The 20,184-nt window shown below is 39.3% G+C and carries 20 protein-coding genes; 9 read left to right on the forward strand and 11 right to left on the reverse strand.

Annotation, left to right across the window (positions count from 1 at the left end):
* The first annotated feature begins 74 nt into the window (after positions 1-74).
* From AEA09_RS19045 to AEA09_RS19055, 3 genes are all read left to right on the forward strand, one after another.
* Positions 75-335 (forward strand): metal-sensitive transcriptional regulator, encoded by a 261-nt coding sequence (locus tag AEA09_RS19045; protein WP_053585548.1) that lies wholly within the window; start codon positions 75-77, stop codon positions 333-335.
* Positions 336-581: 246 nt separating this feature from the next.
* Entirely contained in the window at positions 582-1,769 is a 1,188-nt protein-coding gene (locus tag AEA09_RS19050; RefSeq protein WP_053585549.1) for a transglutaminase domain-containing protein, read from the forward strand.
* A gap of 183 nt (positions 1,770-1,952) precedes the next feature.
* Positions 1,953-3,254 (forward strand): transglutaminase domain-containing protein, encoded by a 1,302-nt coding sequence (locus AEA09_RS19055; RefSeq protein WP_053585550.1) that lies wholly within the window; start codon positions 1,953-1,955, stop codon positions 3,252-3,254.
* A gap of 74 nt (positions 3,255-3,328) precedes the next feature.
* Here the strand turns inward: AEA09_RS19055 and AEA09_RS19060 are convergent, their stop codons facing one another.
* From AEA09_RS19060 to AEA09_RS19090, 7 genes are all read right to left on the reverse strand, one after another.
* Entirely contained in the window at positions 3,329-4,282 is a 954-nt protein-coding gene (locus AEA09_RS19060) for an N-acetylglucosamine kinase (RefSeq protein WP_053585551.1), read from the reverse strand.
* Complete coding sequence (gene argH, locus AEA09_RS19065; protein WP_053585552.1) at positions 4,279-5,793, reverse strand: argininosuccinate lyase; 1,515 nt, start codon at positions 5,791-5,793, stop codon at positions 4,279-4,281. The genes AEA09_RS19060 and argH overlap by 4 nt, the downstream gene beginning before the upstream one ends.
* Positions 5,794-5,818: 25 nt before the next feature.
* Complete coding sequence (locus AEA09_RS19070; RefSeq protein WP_053585553.1) at positions 5,819-7,540, reverse strand: ABC transporter permease; 1,722 nt, start codon at positions 7,538-7,540, stop codon at positions 5,819-5,821.
* A 12-nt stretch (positions 7,541-7,552) separates the two neighbouring features.
* A complete protein-coding gene (locus AEA09_RS19075; protein WP_053585554.1) occupies positions 7,553-8,623 on the reverse strand; it encodes an ABC transporter ATP-binding protein in 1,071 nt (356 codons plus the stop codon).
* A 93-nt stretch (positions 8,624-8,716) separates the two neighbouring features.
* Complete coding sequence (locus AEA09_RS19080; protein ID WP_053585609.1) at positions 8,717-9,808, reverse strand: extracellular solute-binding protein; 1,092 nt, start codon at positions 9,806-9,808, stop codon at positions 8,717-8,719.
* A 205-nt stretch (positions 9,809-10,013) separates the two neighbouring features.
* On the reverse strand, positions 10,014-10,907 hold the full coding sequence (locus AEA09_RS19085; protein WP_053585555.1) for an EamA family transporter: 894 nt from the start codon (positions 10,905-10,907) through the stop codon (positions 10,014-10,016).
* Between the two features lie 17 nt (positions 10,908-10,924).
* Positions 10,925-11,488, reverse strand: a complete 564-nt coding sequence (locus AEA09_RS19090) for a GNAT family N-acetyltransferase (RefSeq protein WP_053585556.1) — start codon at positions 11,486-11,488, stop codon at positions 10,925-10,927.
* Positions 11,489-11,724: 236 nt separating this feature from the next.
* Here AEA09_RS19090 and AEA09_RS19095 point away from each other — a divergent pair, with 236 nt between their 5' ends.
* The 5 genes from AEA09_RS19095 to AEA09_RS19115 all read left to right on the forward strand — a co-directional run bounded on the left by AEA09_RS19095 (position 11,725) and on the right by AEA09_RS19115 (position 15,297).
* Complete coding sequence (locus tag AEA09_RS19095; protein ID WP_053585557.1) at positions 11,725-12,672, forward strand: carbohydrate kinase family protein; 948 nt, start codon at positions 11,725-11,727, stop codon at positions 12,670-12,672.
* Positions 12,673-12,689: 17 nt separating this feature from the next.
* A complete protein-coding gene (locus AEA09_RS19100) occupies positions 12,690-13,124 on the forward strand; it encodes a protein-tyrosine phosphatase family protein (RefSeq protein WP_245622916.1) in 435 nt (144 codons plus the stop codon).
* A gap of 300 nt (positions 13,125-13,424) precedes the next feature.
* A complete protein-coding gene (locus tag AEA09_RS19105; RefSeq protein WP_053585558.1) occupies positions 13,425-13,628 on the forward strand; it encodes a PLDc N-terminal domain-containing protein in 204 nt (67 codons plus the stop codon).
* Positions 13,625-14,518: an ABC transporter ATP-binding protein gene (locus AEA09_RS19110; protein ID WP_053585559.1), complete on the forward strand. Its 894-nt coding sequence runs from the start codon at positions 13,625-13,627 to the stop codon at positions 14,516-14,518. The genes AEA09_RS19105 and AEA09_RS19110 overlap by 4 nt, the downstream gene beginning before the upstream one ends.
* Positions 14,515-15,297 carry an ABC transporter permease gene (locus tag AEA09_RS19115; RefSeq protein ID WP_053585560.1) on the forward strand — a complete coding sequence of 261 codons (783 nt, stop codon included), beginning with the start codon at positions 14,515-14,517 and terminating at the stop codon, positions 15,295-15,297. The genes AEA09_RS19110 and AEA09_RS19115 overlap by 4 nt, the downstream gene beginning before the upstream one ends.
* A 31-nt stretch (positions 15,298-15,328) precedes the next feature.
* Here the strand turns inward: AEA09_RS19115 and AEA09_RS19120 are convergent, their stop codons facing one another.
* Genes AEA09_RS19120 through AEA09_RS19130 form a run of 3 tightly spaced genes read right to left on the reverse strand, consistent with a single transcriptional unit; the run spans position 15,329 to position 18,182 of the window.
* On the reverse strand, positions 15,329-16,021 hold the full coding sequence (locus AEA09_RS19120) for a LutC/YkgG family protein (RefSeq protein ID WP_342667640.1): 693 nt from the start codon (positions 16,019-16,021) through the stop codon (positions 15,329-15,331).
* Complete coding sequence (locus AEA09_RS19125; RefSeq protein WP_053585561.1) at positions 16,018-17,445, reverse strand: LutB/LldF family L-lactate oxidation iron-sulfur protein; 1,428 nt, start codon at positions 17,443-17,445, stop codon at positions 16,018-16,020. Before AEA09_RS19125 ends, AEA09_RS19120 begins: the two co-directional genes overlap by 4 nt.
* Positions 17,446-17,465: 20 nt before the next feature.
* Entirely contained in the window at positions 17,466-18,182 is a 717-nt protein-coding gene (locus tag AEA09_RS19130; RefSeq protein WP_053585562.1) for a (Fe-S)-binding protein, read from the reverse strand.
* 495 nt (positions 18,183-18,677) lie between these two features.
* Here AEA09_RS19130 and AEA09_RS19135 point away from each other — a divergent pair, with 495 nt between their 5' ends.
* A complete protein-coding gene (locus tag AEA09_RS19135) occupies positions 18,678-19,388 on the forward strand; it encodes a CBS domain-containing protein (protein WP_245622917.1) in 711 nt (236 codons plus the stop codon).
* A gap of 23 nt (positions 19,389-19,411) precedes the next feature.
* On the opposite strand, the gene AEA09_RS19140 is transcribed toward AEA09_RS19135, so the two are convergent.
* Complete coding sequence (locus AEA09_RS19140; protein ID WP_082332736.1) at positions 19,412-20,131, reverse strand: DUF421 domain-containing protein; 720 nt, start codon at positions 20,129-20,131, stop codon at positions 19,412-19,414.
* Positions 20,132-20,184 lie beyond the last annotated feature (53 nt).

The raw sequence follows: 20,184 nt of genomic DNA on the forward strand, positions 1-20,184 counted from the left end.
TGATAATATATTAGGATAAATATGATCGTAAGGTAACTGAATGTGGTGATTATTTCAGTGAAGGAGTCATGAAAATGGAATATACAGATCAAGTGAAAAATCGTGTCAAACGAATGGAAGGCCAGCTTCGTGGTATTTTAAAAATGATGGAAGAAGAAAAGGATTGTAAAGCAGTCATTACACAATTATCGGCTGTCCGTTCGGCAGTCGACCGTACAGTTGGTGTTATTGTCAGTACAAATCTTCTTGAATGTGTGCAAAATGCAGAAGGTGACGATGAAAAAATGAATGAAGTTATTCAAGAAGCTGTTAATTTAGTTGTTAAAAGTCGCTAAAGACAATGAATATAGATAAAAACAGAAACTCACTGAAATTGGTGGGTTTTTTTATTGCTCTAATTCAGATAAAAAATAATTTTTTTATGATGATTTAAATTGATAACTGGTCTTAAAGTCTGTAAATTATTTAAAAATTCTAAAATATACACCTTGTGTAGTGAACTTGCCTTATAGATTAATAGATATTATTTTTTTATAATTGTATATATGAAGATAGTGCGGAAAATGAAGGGAGTGTTAAAAATGAAAAAATGGTTATTAAGTAGTGCAATATTATTAATGTTAAGCCCAACAGTAGCAGATGCGCAGAGTAAGGATGCATCTGAAAAGGAAGGCGCATCAAAAGTTACTTATAATGTAGTAGCTAACTCAACAATTACAACATGGGATCAAGTAGTAAAAGAGATAGAAAAACAAATGAATGCATTTGAGACAGACATTAACTTATCCTACAAAGGTTCAATGACTAACTTTAATGATAATGTACTAGCAGCTTTTGACAAGGCACAGAAACAGGCAGTGTATGCGGGCGGGCATATAGAGAGTACATCTATTTCGACTGATTCAGCAGGTGATATTAAATTCAAAATAAAATATTTAACGACTAAAACACAAGAAGTGACTGTACAAAAGAAAGTAGACCAGGTATTAGCGAACATCATTACCCCTTCAATGACGACATTTCAAAAAGTGAAGGCTGTGAATGATTATATTGTTTCAAATGCAAAATATGGGGAAAGTACAAAATCGAGTCCTCATAGTGCTCATGCATTGTTAATGGAAGGACAAGCAGTATGTCAGGGCTATGCCTTATTAACTTATAAAATGCTCGATCAGATTGGTGTGGAAGTGCAATATGTTGTAGGTGTTGTCAATGGGAATGAGGATCATACATGGAATTTAGTGAAGGTGGACGGCAAATGGTATCATCTTGATACGACTTGGAATGACCCACTACCAAACCGTACAGGTACATCTTCGTACGATTATTTCTTAGTGACAGATGCACAACTGAAAAAAGACCATACATGGGTAACCTCAGATTATCCGGCTGCAACGAGCACAATCTACAGCTATATGCAAAATGTTCATTACGCGCAACAAATGAATAATTCGCTATATTTTAGTAATAAAGCGGATAATAATAAATTATATAAGCTAGATTTAGGGACTGCCAAAAAAACGAAACTAGCAGATACACGTGTGCTTTATATTGTCGGCGCTGGTGATGCAATTTACTACAGTGATTTCAGCAATAGTGGTTACTTAACTAAAATGAATATTAAAACGTTAAAAACAGAGGTGCTAGTGAAAAAAGCAGTAACGGATTTAACGATAACTGAAAATAATTTAGTCTATAAAGTTGGTTCGAAAGAACAAAAAATTAAAATTGATGTACCGGCACTAACAAGTACAACACAAAAGAAATAACGGTAATTATTGAATACTTTATGGCAAATCGATTCATAAAATTTCATAAAGATTTCCGAGCACAAAGGAGCTTCCAATGGATTTCTTTGTGCTTTTTTTGTATATAATGAAGGGGAGAGTTAGAATGTCCTTAGAGGGCAGGGCAGCCTAGATATATGGGAAATGTTTGTGGGGGTGAGGGGTTTGTGGAAAAGACTAGCACTAATATTCATTATTGTTATTTTTATCGAACCGATTTATTCTTTTGGTAAAACGACTGTTCAACAGATTATGGATTGGACAGATCGCGAAGAAGTGGCTACTGTATTAACAGCTACAAAAGAAAAAATTGCTGAAGTAACAGCTTCTTTTTCAGAGGATACCTCGATTGAAACCGCAACTCTGTCAGAAAGTAAAGATGCCGTTGCACAATTGGCTGTTCCTAATGCTCCTGTAGAAGCACCGGTTGCAAAGATTACTGTGACGAATGAAAAAGAGTTAGCGGATGCGATGTATTCATACTTTAGTAGTTTTTCACCTACGTTCGAAATTCAGTATAACGGTAGCACCAAACGCATAGAGAAAATTATTGAAGAAGCGTATGAAGAGGCAATTAAGCGTGATGGTTATGTATATGGTCATATTAGTCAGCATGCGATTCGGTATGAATATAATAAAATAACAGCGACGATTTACGGAGAACAAAGCTATTTAATGACACCAGAACAGGCAGCATACGTGGAAATGAATGTGCAAGATATTTTAGAATCCATTGCGGAGAGTTCGATGTCAGACGTAGAAAAAGTGAAGGCAGTTAACGACTATATAGTGTCACATACAGCCTATACAAGTGATACCAAATCAAGTCCACATAGTGCTTATACAGTGCTAGCAGAACGTGGTGGCGTTTGTCAGGGCTATGCATTACTTGCGCATTCGATGCTACAAAAGCTTGGTATTGAGACACAGTATATTGTCGGCTATGTTGGTGAAATTGGACATGCATGGAATTTAGTGAAGCTAGGTGGTCAGTGGTATCACTTAGATACGACATGGAATGACCCAGTGCCAGATCGTAAAGGAGCAGTGCGATATCAGTACTTTTTAGTAGATGATCGTACTATGGCTAAAGACCATTCATGGATTGCCTCAGATTATCCAAAAGCGACAAGCACAAAATTTAACTATTATCATAATGTTGATTTTCCAGCACAGGTTGGGAAGCAGTTATTTTATAGTAATGATGCAGATAATGAGAAGTTGTATGTACTCGATATGGACACAGGTAAGTCCGAGCGTTTGACAGATTCACGTGCACAGTACATTGTGTATGCTAACGGCTGGATTTATTTCAGTAATTACTCGCGCGGAGCCTATTTGGCGAAAATCCGTCCAGATGGAAGCGGTGAGGAAACTTTAAATCGAGAAGACACGAAAGATTTATATGTGAAAGATGACTATTTATATTTCACGACGAACGAACTTAAAAAGATGGCGCTAAAATAACGATAACTAGGATTGTACTGTAAATAGTATAATGCGCTGTCAGTTTCGCTTTTTTCATAGAAAGAGGAGGTATCTCAAGAGTTTTGAGATGCCTCCATTTTTGTTCGTTTAATAATATATTCAATCGGGGCTTGCTGGCATAAAGAAATGCGGATTTTCGGATACATGGATGTCATCTCTTTTGTGAATGTATGGAGAATGAATGGATTATGCTTGATGGCACCTCCATTGCAGTACAGCGTAAATACTTCACCACTATAATTAATTTGCTTTAAGACTGCACAGGCAAGTAAAACTAATTCATGAGCCGCTCTTGTGGAAATTTGAATAGCACAGGTGTCATTTTTGGCGGTAGCTTCTGCTAAAAATGCTCCCATTTTTGCAAGTTGTGCATTTGTATAAGAAGGGCGGAACAGCCATGTAGCTAGCTCTGTCGCATGTTGAATACGTAAATAATTGAATACGGCATTTTTTAATAGTGTCGGTTCACCACGTCCATCTTCCATTTTAAAAATTGCCCGTACGACTTCCTGTCCTAGCCAGTAACCACTACCCTCGTCTCCTGCACGATGCCCCCAGCCCCCAGCACGTACGATGTTCTGCTTACCATCACTCGCATAAGCAATTGCACCAGTTCCAGCAATAAGGAGTGCGCCAGCTTGTCCGGCAGTGACGCCGTATAATGTTGCTTCTGCATCATTTTCTATAATGAGTGTGTCAATGTCTAGCTGCTGTGTAGTGATTGCCTGATTGACAATCGTTGTTACGATGTCACGATCCCTCAATGAGTCGATCCCGGCCATAGCAAACGTCGCAACTGATATTTTTTGTGTAGTTTGTTGTTGTAAGAATCCGCGAACGTGTGTTAACAGTGCTTGCAAAATCTCTAGCGCATTCTCTACGCCAATTGCTTGGTAGTTCGATCCACTAGCCGTTTTTATAAATTGTATTTCACCAGAGTCTGCATGTACGACTGCACATGCAGTTTTCGTTGCGCCACCATCAATGATCAGTAGCCATTTTGTCATTGATTCCATTCCTCCATAAAAGATGTAAGTTGTTTTTCAGCATTTACAATAGAGGATTCTTTTTGGTTGATCCATTCATAAAAGTGCTTTGCGTTCTCTTTAGCTCGATCAAGAGATGCCTGCATGGTTAAAGGTGAAGGGCCACCAAGTAATGTTCGGACACTGACGAAAAACTCTGGTTTTAATGCATTATAGAAATCATCTTCAGAAATTACTAATGCTTTGCCAGTAACAATTTTGGCCTGTGTATTAGCTAGGCCCCATGTAAGGCTTGCGAGGGATTCCTCACCATGTGCAAGCAATACTTTGATACATTTACTCACAATGTTATGCGATTGGCGAAATGAAATCCCTTCTGAACGTACCAATGTATCGGCAAGTTCAGTTACATTAGCAAAGCTGTTTTCAGCACGATCTAGCAATTTTTTCTTGTTCACATCCATTGTTACAACGAGCGAGCCAAATAATTTGTAAATACCAATTAATCGATCGATGGCACGCCATAAATAGGGCTGCATATCGTCCTCTGTGTCTACGATGTCGCCAAATGGTGTGTTATGTACCATTTGTAGTACTGTGCTCGCGTCACCGACAACTGATGATAGCAATGAACGCGTATGTTCAATGGAAACAGGATTACGTTTTTGCGGCATGATGGAACTAATTTGCACGTATGGACTCGCTAAAATAAAAGCATTGAATTCTTGTGTCGCCCACAATAAGAAATCCTGTGATGTACGACCAAGATTTAATGCGGCAAGCTGCACTGTACTTGCTGCTTCAGCGATATAATCAGCACCTGCAACAGCATCCCAAGCGTTTTCAATAATATCGTCAAAGGCAAGTAAATCTCGCATACGCTCACGACTAATGTTAAAGCCAGTTGTCGTCAAGGCTGCTGCCCCCATACTACTTCTGTTAACGGTTTTGTAGACATGCTGCATACGTTCAAAGTCACGGTCAATTTGATCTATCACGGCTTTTAAATAATGTGCAAAGGTTGTGGGTTGAGCCTGCTGTGTATGTGTATAGCCAATCATAATGGTATCGACGTGCTCCTCGGCAGCGGCTATTAAATCATCTCGTAGTGTAAGTAACTCGCGCATGAGCTCTAGTAATTTTTTTCGCAAAGTCATACGATAAATGGCGATCCCCATATCATTACGGCTTCTACCAATGTGAAGATTTCCAGCAACATCTCCAGCAAGCTCTATTAATTTATTTTCTATACGGAAAAACAAATCCTCATATTGCGGGCTATAATCTTGTATACGGTAATAGTTTAAATCTAGTTTTTTTAGTGCTACGCCGATTTGAGTGGCTTCCTCTTTTTTTACAAGACCTTGTTCTTCCAACATTTTCAAATGAGCGATATTAATTTGTAGCATGATCGTTAAAAAATTTTTCTTTGCTTCATCATAGGCCGGCTGTAAAACAACCTTTCGATAAATATTAGAAGGGAAAATCATTCCATCTTCTTGTTGAGTCTTGTTGCGGAAATCTTCAAACATATACTTTCCTCCTATAGATTGACAGCTAAATGGCCGAACCAGCACTGCCTTTTGATAACTTTTCAGAAATAATAAGTACGATTAATATTAAACAAATTTGTAATACGCCATAGGCACAGGCTGTTCCAAATTTAAATGCATATAATTTTTGAAATATTGCTACAGATAGTGGAATGGTAGAAGTACTATAAATAAGAATCGACGCGACGAATTCACCTAAACTTTGGACAAGTGCTAATAGTGTACCTGCTAAAATCCCTGTAAACGTCAGTGGTATAACAATACGTCTGAATGTATACCACCAAGAAGCGCCTAAGCTCCGCGATGCTTCTTCAATTGATTGATCTAGTTGCACAAGTGATGCTGAGGTAGAACGGAAAATAAGCGGTAAATGTCTAATAAAGTAAGCTAACGGTAAAATCCAGAATGTGCCGATTAATACTTGATTGAAAGCGAAAATATTCTCAGTACTGAAGGCAGCGATTAAATTTACTGCTACAACAGTCCCTGGTAACGCCCAAGGCACCATGATTAAAATATCGAGTAATGTTTTACCTTTGAAATTCAAGCGTACCATTGCATAAGCCGCTGCGACCCCGAAAATAATGTTGCCGAACGTAGCGACAACCCCCATTTGAATAGAATTCCAAATTGGCCGCCATGTTCGTTCATCCGTAAACAGTGCAATATAATGGTCAAGTGTATAGTCGGTAGGAAGAATTTGTGTTTTCCAAGCGCCATCGACCGAAAACGAAATTAATATGAGCACTAATATCGGTAAAATTAAGATTAATGTGCTGATGAAAGAGGCAACTGTTGCGACAATTTTCATCCATTTTGAAGATACTTCAGAGCGATGAACGCTAACACCTTTGCTCAAATTTTGGTAATTGCGGCGATTTTGATACCAACGCATAATGATTAAAAATGAGATAGAGACAAAGGATAAAATCATCGACTGTGTCGCCGCCATCTCTAAATTCCCATTGGTACGCGATAAGTATATTTGCATTGTCATCGTACGCTCCACACCAAACATCAATGGCGCTGTGTAAGATGCCATCGATACCATAAATACAAGTAGAGCTGCAGCAATAATAGAGGGGGTCAGCATGGGTAAAATCACCTTTGTCCATACGCGAATACGCCCTGCACCTAAGCTGGTAGCGGCTTCTTCTAAAGAGGGGTCAAGACCTTTAATGGCAGCGGAAGCGGTTAAGTAGAAGTATGTGTACATGGTGAATGTATGTACGACGACGACCCCCCATATACCTTTCAGTGAAAAAGGTACTTGGTCCAGTCCAAATAGATGCTGAATAGCACGTGGGAAAATACCACTTTCCCCGTATAAAAATGTAAAAGATAATACCCCTACAAGAGGTGGAAGAGCCATTGGCACCAACACTAAAATAGTAAGTATACGTCTACCAGGAAAATCATATCGTTCTAATAAAAATGCCATTGTCACCCCGACGACTGCACAGGTAATGACACTAATGACAGAAATATAAATACTAGTCCAAAGTGCTTCTAAATTTGCAGGACTGGCAAGATTGAAAAACTTTTTATAGTTATAGAGCGCATCATCCCCTGAAAAACTTTGTACAAATGTTTGATAGAAAGGGAAGACCACATAGGCAAACAAGACTAAAAATAATGGTGAAATTAAGACGTAAACAAACCACTTTGATTGGGTTAATCGTGTCCAGGCATTCTCTTGATAAGAATTCACAGGTGGTTTTTCCATGTTGGTTCCCTCCTATTCTCCTAAAAAGTACAGTGATTCATTGGCAATATTCAAGGTGATGTCTTCGCCAATACTTTTTAACTGTCCATACGTATTGATGATCATAACTTTCAACAAAAAATCTACAAAATCTACGATGTAGTTCACACTTACTCCCGTAAATTCGACAAATGAAATTTTTCCCGTAAGTGTATTATCACCAGTGCCTTGGTTAATGGACTCAGGACGAATGGAAATAAATACTATGTCACCAATCATATGCGATAGTGCAGGAGAGCTATTATGTTTTTGCCCAGTAAATACGATGCCATTTATTGTTTTGGCACTAATTACGTCGTCAACAATGGATTCTATAGTCGCTTCAATTAGATTCGTTTCCCCGATAAAATCAGCGACAAAGCGATTTACAGGTCGATTATAAATTTCTTGGGGTGTGCCTATTTGTTTGACGTATCCATTTTCCATGACCATTATACGGTCGGACATGGCCATAGCCTCCATTTGATCGTGTGTCACATAAATTGTTGTAACACCAAGCTCTGATTGAATACGCTTAATTTCAATACGCGTTTCTTCACGTAATTTAGCATCTAGATTAGAGAGAGGTTCGTCGAGTAATAAAATATCTGGCTCAATAACAAGTGCTCGTGCTAAAGCCACACGCTGCTGTTGACCACCTGATAGCTCATTGATTTTACGACTTCCGTATTGTGTCAAATGCACAAGCCCTCGAATACGATCGACTTTTTGTTTTATTTCGGATTTAGGAAGCTTTCGTACTTGTAAACCGAAGGCGATATTTTCGTCTACAGTCATATGTGGAAAGAGGGCGTAATTTTGAAACACCATCCCGATATTGCGTCTATTTGGCTGGAGCAAGGTCACGTCACGGTCATCAAAGTGAATTTTCCCTTCGCTGGGGTAATAAAAACCAGCAATCATACGTAGCGTTGTTGTTTTCCCACAGCCACTTGGGCCAAGGAAAGTAAAAAATTCGCCGGCTTTAATATCCAAATTTAAATCTTTTACACCATGCACTTGCCCAAATTGCTTAGAAACATTTTCGATTTTGACACTTTTCATATGAAATGCTCCTTCCTTGATGATGCCTAGTTGTATAGGAAACCTCGAGTAAAAAAATCACTCGAGGTTGTAAGAACGCTAATTATACAATTATCATTTACCTCGACCTTTTACATTTGTATCCCAGTACTCCATCCACTCAGCTTCTTTTTCAGACATAAGTTCCCAGTCAATATCAAACGTTTTTAAATCTAACTCCTTATACCATTCAGGCATTGTAGCCTTATCGATATCTGAACGTGTTGGGATTTGGTAATAGTCATTCGCTAATTTAGTAACCATCTCTTTTTCAAATATAAATTCTACAAATAGCTTTGCATTTTCTAAGTTTTTGGCATTGTTTACAACACCGACACCATCCACTAAAATTGGAGCACCGCTCTTTGGATAGATGTAATCAAATGGGTAGTCTGTTGTATGTTTCTTTAACAAAATGTCTTGAAGGTTCCATAGAGAAACACTGCCTTCTTGACGCGTTAGTTTTAAATAGAGTGCATTAGGGTCTTGTGTATATTCTTTCGTATTAGCATCTAGCTTTAATAACCAGTCATAGCCTTTTTCAGGTGTATCGGCATCTTGACGAACAATCATGGATGAATAAATTGTACGCATTGTGCCAGAGGCTAGTACGCCACGAATTAAAATTTGATCTTTCCACTTAGGATCTAATAACTCATCCCAATCTTGTGGTCCTGTTTCTTTTGTTAATGTGTCGCTGTTAATCATAATAACTTCCGGTAATAGCATTTCACCAAACCAACGGCCTTCAGCGTCTTTATGAGTCGCATCAATTGCACTAGTAAAGCTAGGATCCCATCCATGCAGTAAATCTTCATTCGCTCCTACAATAAGAGCGGATTGTGTGCCACCCCACCAAAAATCTGCTTGAGGGTTTGCTTTCTCACCACGTAGACGTTCTAAGATTTGCTGTGCGCCCATTGTTAAAAAATCCACTTCAATGTCCGGGTACTTCTCATTAAACTGATCGATTACGCCTTGCACCATTTCTTCATCACGCCCTGTGTAAATCACAAGTTTTCCTGATGGTGCCACTTCAGCATCTACTTTCGTTTTATCGCCATCATCTGCATTACTTGTAGAATCCTTGTTGTCATCACTACTACAAGCCGCTAAAATCATAACCATAAAGACAAGTAAAAGGCCGAAAATACGTGTTTTCTTCATAATCATCTTCCCCTTCCTTTATCGTGAGCAGCATACATATTAAAGTATAATAAATACGCCATCCATTAATGTTAGAATAATTAAAAAATTCAAACATTAATACTATCATAAACGAAGTAAATAATGGATATCAATGGAAATCGTTCGAAAGTAAAAAAAACTCCTTATAATGGATTGTTTCCATTCATAAGGAGTTTCGTAATTCTTATATTTTTTGACGCCTTTGGGCAAGTAAAGTCGGAAGCATCATGCCTAGTATGACAAGAATGATGCCGGCAACTTGTACCATTGTTAGTGGTTCATGTAGAACGATAACTGAAACTGTCACTGCAACGGGTAACTCCATTGCACTTAAAATTGAAGCTAACGCACCACCAACTTTTGGTACCGCGATTGAAAATAAATAAATCGGTAAAATAATACCGAGTAGGCCAAGTGCTAGTCCATATTTCCATAAGCCTTCACTAAATAATGTACCATTCCATATAATTTCAGGATTAAGGAAAATGCTTATCACAACTAGGGCGACAAAAGACATAATCAGCACACGCGATGTTGTTGTAACGCCTTCAACATGGCGAGAATTGAACTGGATGAAGCAGGCGAAGCTAAATGCAGCCGCTAAACCAAATGCCCATCCTTGCCATGGAATGCCGCTTAAATCGACATCAAGTACACCTGCAGCTAAAATTGTTCCGGCGAATAAAATAATTAGTGAAAGTACTTCGGGTCTACTTGGTAGACGTTTATGCAGTATACAATCTATAAATAAGCCGATCCATGTAAATTGGAATAACATTACTACAGCAAGAGAAGCTGGTAAATAGCGTAATGACTCTCCGTAGACAATACCTGTAATGCCGGTAAAAATACCTGCACAGGTTAATAAAAGTAGCCCCTTTTTAGAAAGCTTCGGTAATTGTCTTTGTGTCACGACAAAAATCGTCGCAATCAACATAAAGCCAATAATATATTGACTCGATATCGCCTCTGCTGACGTAAAGCCGTGTAACATCGCAACTTTGACAATCGTCGATAAAATTCCGTAACTACTAGAAGCAATGACAATCAGTAGAGGGTAAAGTAAATTGGTTTTCATAATCTATTGTTCACATCCTAAATCTTTTTCACCATATGATGAAACGGTTCGTCTATAATCGACCAGGGTTCTGTAATGACAAAGCCTGTACGTTCATAAAGGCGAATCGCTTGTTCCTTTTTTGTTTCGACATTTAACGATAATTTGTTAAAGCCTCGTTTTTTTGTTTGGTCAATCGCAAATTGTAATAACAATGTACCGATACCCTTTCCACGAGCCTCAGGGACAACGCAAATAGTATCGACGTAGTATTCATCTTCGTGTGCTTCTTTGTCGATGATGATGTTTGGTGCATTTTTAGCGGCAAGCCAATTCACTAAATTAGCGTCCATTTCTATAGCTTGTTCGCCATTATAGTAAACGAGAATACCTGCTATTTTTTCGTCCTCCACGGCAACGAATGTATTTAAATAAGAATGACGGTTATCCTCACGTTTGAAAAGGACCGCAAGTTCACGTTCAATAGCTTCAGGTTCTTGTTCACCTGTTAAACGATTGGCGATATCACCAATCGCATCGATAATTAATGGCACGACGGCCTGGGCATCTTGTGGTTGTGCTTGTCGAATTGTAATACTCATAATCAAAATCCCTACCTTTCTATAGGAAAGTATAGCAGAAATAAGACAGTTACATTAGTAATCGTTAAATTTCAGAAAGTTGTAAATTTAACATTTTTTATCTTACGTACTAATGCAATTACATAGTGTTAACGCCTCTGATGAATGTCGTAGATATCAATTCCACTAGTACGAATTTGATATGTAGTGAATTTTCATGTTAATCTAGAGTTGAACAGACTTTCGGAGGGACTACAATGACACAGAAAGATAAAGATTTGATATTAGTTTATGGAGATGCCTTTATTGACTATATCGCAGATGATGTGACTAACACATCTTTTACTAAATTTATGGGTGGCGCAACAGTGAACGTAGCTGCTGGCATTAGCCGTATCGGTGCTCCATCTGCACTGATTACAATAACAGGAGACGACGAAACGTCTCAATTTGTACGTGATGAACTCGCTAAAGAAGGCGTGAATATGGATTATGCTGTATTAGATCCTGCAAAACGAGTAAGTGGCGTATATGTACATTTAACAGAGGCGTGTGAGCGCATTTTTAAAGATTATGTCGACGAGACACCAGATTTACAAGTACAAGCTACGCAATTAAACGAAGCGGCGTTTAAACAAGCTTCCCTCTTAAATGTGTGCTCAGGCACAATGTTCCATCCGACTGCCCTAGAAACAACGCGAGCTGCTGTTGAAATGGCGAAGGAGAAGGGTGCTATTATTGCAATGGATGCCAATATTCGCCCATTACGCTGGAGCAGTGAAGAAGTCTGCCGAGAAACAATCGTATCTTTCTTTGAGGATGTTGATATCTTAAAAGTAACGGATGAAGAATTATTTTTCTTAACAGAAGCGACTTCAATAGAAGAGGGAATTGAGAAATTAGACAGCTATTTAGTCCCCATTATTCTAGTGACAGTTGGTAAAGACGGTACCTATGCAGTTTTAAACGGTGAAGTAGTACATGTACCGACAGTACAAGTAGTGCCAGTTGATACAACAGGTGCTGGGGATGCCTTCATGGCAGGCGTGTTACGTGATGTGCATTACAATGGCTTACCGACGACAAAAGATGAGCTAGTGCGATGTGTTAGTTTTGGCAACAAGTTAGGTGCTATGGCAGCAACAAAAGCAGGTGCATTAACGGCACTTCCATACTACGAGGATATTAAACATTTATTGAAATAATAGTTCGGAGCGTGCATATGGTGGAGAAAAACTATGATGTGTTAGTGAAAGATCGACTGTATTTTGGCGGTGCCAAGGATGCGGAAGCGGCTTTTGACAATGAAGCAGTGGACATGGTTATTGATGTGCGCGTGAATGGTTTAACTGATGAGGAACAGGAAGCAATCGGCTATATGTACAAGCATCTTCCTATTGTAGAAGAGGAGCAAGCAGTGGCGGCATCAATTGATACTGTGACGAAAGAAATTACAGCTGCGTATCATGCTGGGAAAAAAGTGTACTTCCATTGCGGTAGTGGTGGAGGTCGTGCTGGTGTTGCAGCTACTGCGGTGTTAATGGAGCTGGGCTTAGCGGCTTCTCTAGAGGAAGCGGAGTCAGCTGTGAAAGAAGTTCGTCCACAAGTGACAATCCGTCCGAATATGGCTGTTGCTTTGCGGGAATTGTATAAATGAGTAGAATGCGTTTCATCAACATAAATTGGGTTTGATTTTTGTTCTGGTTAGGCGCTTTCCGAGGGCGTCTGATAAGCCGCTTTACTCGTCTAGCCTCCACTCCAATCAACGAGCAATCTAAAATTAGTAGTCTCTTCAATTAAATATAATCGCTGATTTTGGGTGATAAGCCTAAAATACGACAGTTAGAACGTTTTGTTCTAGCTGTCGTATTTTTTTTGAATAAAAAGACATTTGTTCTATACATGTTAGAACAAATTCTGTTATAGTTAAATTATAACAAAGAGCGAGGTGTTTTGTATGATGGAAGAATTATCGGCGGTTCCATGGGCAGTCATTGCGCCGTTACTTGTTGTCCAATTTATTTTAGTGATTGTGGCGTTAGTTGATTTACGTAAAATTCATGCAACAAACGGCCCGAAGATTTTGTGGGTATTTATCATTTTATTTGTTAGTTTGTTTGGGCCAATTGCCTATTTCATCGTTGGGAGAAAACAATCATGACAACTTTGCTAGAAGTAACAGGACTGACAAAACGGTATGCGGAAAAAATTGTTGTAGATGCATTGGATTTTAAACTTGATGAACATACTTCAACAGCACTTATTGGACCGAATGGGGCTGGTAAAACGACAACATTGTCGATGCTAACTGGCTTGTTAAAACCAACGACGGGTAGTGTGAAGATGTCAGGTGGTGATTTACGAGCGATGATTGGCTTTTTACCACAATATCCACAATTTCAGCCGTGGTTAAGTGCACTGGAGTTTGTGGAAATGGCTGCAAGATTGAGTGGTGTACCTGCAAAAAAGGCGCGACTAGAGGCACAAAAAATGCTAGAATTTGTAGGTTTAGAAGATGCACTACATAAAAAAATAGCTACCTTTTCAGGAGGTATGAAGCAACGTCTTGGTATTTCCCAGGCAATAGTGCATAAGCCCAAATTACTATTACTAGATGAACCAGTATCGGCGCTGGATCCGGTGGGACGAAGAGAAGTGCTAGATTTGCTGAAAGGTTTACAGCAAGAAACGACAATTTTATATTCCACACATATTTTAAATGATGCAGAGGAAATGACCGACCAGCTCTTGTTTTTACGTGATGGCAAGTTGGTCGAGCAGGGAACTTTACGTGAGGTACGACAGCGCTTTGATGAGCCGATGTACGTAGTTGAATTTGGCTCTGAAGAGGAGGCGAGGCTGTTTGCTGACCAGTCAGAGAAATATACAAAAGCAGCTGGCTGTTATGTACACGTAGAAATTCATGAGAAAAATTCAAACATGCAACAACTTTTAGAGCGACTTAGTGCGTCACCATATACGGTACGCAAAGTAGAACGTAAAACAGCTTCACTTGAAGAAATTTTTATGAAGGTGGCGAAAAGGGCATGAGTGAATTTAACGTACTTCTTCAGAAGGAATTTCGTGAGGCATGGCGAAGCTGGAAATTTCTATGGATTCCACTTGTTTTTGCATTGTTTGGAATGAGTGACCCATTAACAAACTATTATATGATGGATATTTTGAATGCTGTTGGTAATTTACCAGAGGGTTTTGATATAACGATGCCGAATCTCGTGCCAGCAGATTTGTTACAAGCTTCGATTGGGCAATTTCAATTGATTGGTTTACTCGTATTAATAGCATCTTTTGTAGGGTCGATTAGTAAGGAACGTGCAAATGGTATGGCGACGTTGTTATATATACGCCCAATTTCGTTTGCATCATATTTTATGAGTAAGTATGTTGTGATGAGTGCAGTTGGACTAGTCAGTATTGCAGCAGGCTTTACAGCAAGCGTCTACTATACATTTATATTATATGGAAAGTTTGAAGTGACAATGCTTTTAGCTGCTTTTGCAACGTATTTCGTATGGTTATTATTTGTGAGTGCGATAACGTTACTAATGAGTGCAGCCTTTAAAACTGGCGTAGCAACTGCTGGTGCTTTCATTATTATTTTTGGTGGACAAATTGTAGATGCAATTGTGGGGGTATTTTGGACGGTATCTCCGTGGAAACTACCTGTGTATGGTGTTCAACTTATTCGAGGAACGATGGAGATGCCTGATTATTGGTGGAGCATGGCTTTGACTGTCGTATTGCTGCTTATTTTTATCGTCATAGGTATTTATGCAATGAAAAAAAATGCAGCGATGGCGAAAATATAAAGACGGAGCAAGAGAAAGCTGCTCCGTCTTTTTATATGTCTTCAATTACAATATAGGTAACGCGTACTGGGCCGTGCACTCCGACAACGAGATTCATCTCAATGTCAGCGGAGTTACTTGGTCCTGTAATAAAATTAATGCAGGACGGCGTATGATCTTGCTCACGTAAAAATTGTGCGGCTTGTGTAAGACGTGGCACGATTGTACTTTTTGGAATGACAATAATAGAATTCGTCGGTAAAAAAGAAACAGTACGTCCTTTATGTGCTGCGGATAATAAGACAACCGTACCGGATTCTGCTAATGTGAGGTCACTATAAGTAATACCGATATTTGCTTGTTCAACGATGGTGATATTGTCTTGGTGAATAGCAGGGTTCCATGTGTGAAGCGTTGTATTGTCGAGTTGTTCAATTGTTTCACTAACGTGTAACGTCTGTAACCGTTCGTCTGCCCATTGCATAATAGAGCCACTACCATACTTTTCGATGGTCGCTCGTAAAGTTTCAGAAAAATGTTCAGAAGATATGACGGCAATATCTGTGTGGATATTTTTGCATTGCTCCATTAAGATTTCAACGAGCTCATCTTGTGTAGTATCTTTTAAAACTTCGTATTGTGGACTGTATTGCCATTTACGCTCAAGCTTTTCTGCAGGTATGGCATTTCGTCCGAGGCGCTGTGAAATAGTAGCTAAAAAGGATTCGCGATTTGTAATCATCATTGCTTGCCTCCTTTTTCACGTGCTTCGAACCAATCACGGAATCGTTCTTTTTCTGGTGCTGGAAACTCTCGAATGTCGGTCCATGCTTTTAGTGGGCCAGGTCCTTTAGAAATAGCATTATTTTGTGTGAATGGATTCATCATGCTTGGCGCCATTTTTGAGCCGAATTTGTAGAGCATGGAGGATGCTGCACCGAGTCCGAATGCCTTCATGGCTAGTTGTTCAGATATCGGTGCGCGGCCTTCTTTTTCTACAATTACTTCACGGTGCTTGTGTAAAAGTTCATGTAATGGAATTTTTACCGGGCAAGCTTCCGTACAGGCCCCACAAAGAGTGGAAGCGTAGGGTAATTCCTTGAAATCATCATAGCCTCCGAGAAGTGGAGACAGTACTGCACCAATCGGTCCGGAATAAATGGAGCCGTACGCATGCCCACCAACATGACGATAAACCGGACAAATATTAATGCAAGCAGCGCAGCGAATGCATTGTAGTACTGACTGAAACTCAGTACCTAAAATATCTGAGCGCCCATTATCGACAATAACAAGATGGAATTCCTCAGGACCATCCACATCGAGCTCTTCACGCGGGCCTGTCAAAACCGTTACATAGCTTGTCAGTTTTTGGCCTACTGCGCTACGTGTAAGGAGACTAACCAGAATATCCAATTCCTCAAAGGTTGGTACCATACGTTCCATGCCCATTACTGTAATTTGTGTTTTTGGTAAAGATGTTACTAAATCAGCATTGCCCTCGTTTGTGACAAGGCAAATAGATCCGGTTTCTGCTACCGCAAAGTTACAACCTGTAATGCCAATGTCTGCCGTTAAGTAATCTTCACGTAATAGCTTTCTTGCATGTAGAGCAAGTTCTTCAGGTGCAGAAGAAGCGGTATAGCCGAGCTTTTCCGTGAACACATCACGAATTTGCTCTTTGTTTTTATGGAGCGCCGGTGTCACGATATGGGAAGGTGGGTCGTGGTCATCCACCTGTAAAATATATTCACCAAGATCTGTCTCAACGACTGTACAGCCCATTTCTTCTAAATGTGCATTTAAGTTAATTTCTTCTGTTACCATGGATTTTGCTTTGACAATTTTTTTGGCTTGTTTTTCACGTGCAATATTTTTAATATACGTCGTTGCTTCTTCAGCGGTGGCTGCAAAAAAGACGTGCCCTCCACGACTCGAAACATTGTCACTAAGTTGCTGTAAATAATAGTCGAGGTTTTCTAGGACATGCTGGCGTATTTCCTCGCCGTGTGAGCGCCATTCCTCCCAGTTGCCAAGCTCATCTGAAGCAAGCTGTTTACGTGATTGGAAGCGGCCTTGTGCTTGAGATACAGCATTACGCATAAAGGAATTTTGTAAGCTTTCATCGAGCCTATCTTTAAAGGGCTCATCTTTAATTTTCATCGACATTTAGTTATCCCCCTTTGTGATTAAAGACTGTTGAGCACTTCAGCAATATGCAATGTTTGAATAGGCAGACCTTGCCGTGTTAAACGCCCACCGATATTCATAATGCAACCAGCATCGGCGCCGATTAAATACTGTGCGCCAGTTGCAACGGTACTAGCAACCTTCTCATCTACCATTTGCTCGGAAATTTTGCCCATCTTCACGGAAAATGTTCCCCCGAACCCACAACAATTATGGCTTAGTGGTAAGTCTACAAGAGTTAAACCCTTCACATTTTCAAGAAGTTTGCGTGGTGCATCTTTTACACCAAGTAACCGAGTCATATGACAAGAGGGGTGGTAAGTTACGGTACCTTCAAACTTGGCGCCAACATCAACTACATCGAGCACATCGACGATAAATGATGTTAATTCATATGTTTTATCGGCAAGGGCCTGTGCTTTTGGTCCCCAAATCGTATCCTCTTTAAAAATAGTTGCATATTCATGTAGCATATATGCACATGATCCTGAAGGGCTGACAACATACTCAGAATGCTCGAATGTGCGAATGATATGTTTCATTGCTTCCTTGGAACCTTTTACATAGCCGCTATTATAGGCAGGCTGCCCACAGCAAATTTGGCCATCTGGAAAGTCGACATCACAACCGAGCCTTTCTAGTAACTCGACCGTAGCTTTCCCGTAACTACTATGAAATAAATCCACAAGACATGTGGCAAAAAGTGAGACTTTCATAATCGTTTCCCCCCATCTAGTAAATCAGTTATTACTAATGTACGAAAATTCTGAATAATAATCAACAGGTCGTCAGATGACCAATGGGAAAATTGAGCAAAAGATGTATAGGATGATTAAGTACGTGCAAAAGCTCTTCATCATAATTTAAGTGGGTTATACAGCAGTAGTTCCACCTTCAAGGGTTTTTCGTACTGTATGCTTTGAATGTCTACTTGGGCCAATAATGCACAATGTAGAGTATCCGATGTTAAGGTATTTGGATTTAACTCTTTAATATATGTACCTTCGCCTTGTCTCATTATATAAAGCTTGTCTCTAATTGATTGATAATGGTTTTTTATTGTCTTTTACATTTCAAGATAGAATTCGACTATATGAAATCAGTGCACTAACTTTTCTTGGAATATTCATCACTAAAGAATATAATGTAGCTATAGCTCGGAATTTGTCTAATAACTCTGAAAAGTAAGTAGTTTAAGAGGGGAGTAGGTGTTGCGATTGGCTACACAAAATTCTGATCGTTTTCTCACAGCGTTTAATCGAATTGATCATCGGTTACGAGATATTATTGGAGCGAAGGATTTTCTGCCATTTTATCGACTCGTAGATCAGGCGAAGAAAAAGGATGTATTAGTGCGCAAATACGAGGACGATTTACGTTCATATGCGGATTTACGTAATGCGATTGTCCATCATCGAACATCGATGGAATATGTTATCGCTGAGCCACATGTAGATGTTGTGGAAAAAATTGAATTAATGGATTCTACGCTTGCGAAGCCGACACTTGTTGGGCAGATGTTTCGTAAAAAAGTGTATGTTTTCCAAGAGAAGGATTCCTTAAAGTATGTACTGAAGGTTATTCGATCTCGCAGATATACGCAGTTTCCTGTGTATAGTAACAACCAATTTAAAGGACTTGTAACGACGGTGGGCATTACAAACTGGCTTGCGACAACGATGGCTGGAAATCAGTTACCAAAACATATTCCGACTATGCATGATATTTTATTGCATGAAAAAAATAAAGTGAATTACAAATTTATTAGTAGATACATAACGATATACGAGGCGGAAGAGATTTTTAAACAAGGGGTGGAACGAGGTCGTCGTTTTGAGGCGTTGTTAATTACTGAGCATGGGAAACCGCAGGAAAAGTTAATTGGTATGATAACGCCGATTGATATTATGAAGGTAGATTAACATAAAAAAAACGGGACAAGCTATTAGGGATGGGCTTGTCTCGCTTTGTCTTTTAGGCTGATATATAATGAACCGTTTGATTGAACTTGTGCAAAATAGACATCTGTCACAGTATGGATATTTTGTTTTTTTAACTTTTTCATGAGCCAGTCCTCTGTTAAATCAAGTTCCACTAAATTTTCATAGATGAGCTGGCCATCTGAAACCACTTCTGTGGGTATATAAGTTGCTGGCGTAATATCGGCCTTTACATCTTGTTTTGTTGCAGCTTGCTCAGCCTTTTTTGAAAGTACACTTAGCTTGCCGTTTGTTTCAAAAAGTGCGTATTGCACGTCTTGTACAGAAAAAATGGATTGTTCTCGAAGTAACATTGTTAGCTCATCCATATGAAGGCGGGATTTTTTCAAAGCAGATTCGAGTAATAAGCCATTTTGGATGACAATGGTCGGCTTATCATCAATAAGTACACGCGCTTTTTTTGATTTGATGGTGATGACAGTCATAAGATAAGTTAAAACACTCCACCAAATAACGGAAATGAGACCATCTAAAAAAGGTGTTTCGGCCTGTGAGGCAATCTCAGATGCGATAGATCCAAATGTAATACCCGTAATGTAATGGAAAAAGGTAAGTTGGCCGAGCTGTTTTTTACCAAGTAAGCGGCACAAAATTAGTAGTGCGAAGAAGGAAAGCGTCGTTCGAAGGATCATTTCCCAAAAATTCGCATGAAAAAAACTTTCCATACATATATCAACTCCTTTTACTGCTGTCGACTTTTAGCTTGTGCAAAAAGGAT

This window comes from Lysinibacillus contaminans, from assembly GCF_001278945.1.
GTDB lineage: Bacteria > Bacillota > Bacilli > Bacillales_A > Planococcaceae > Lysinibacillus > Lysinibacillus contaminans.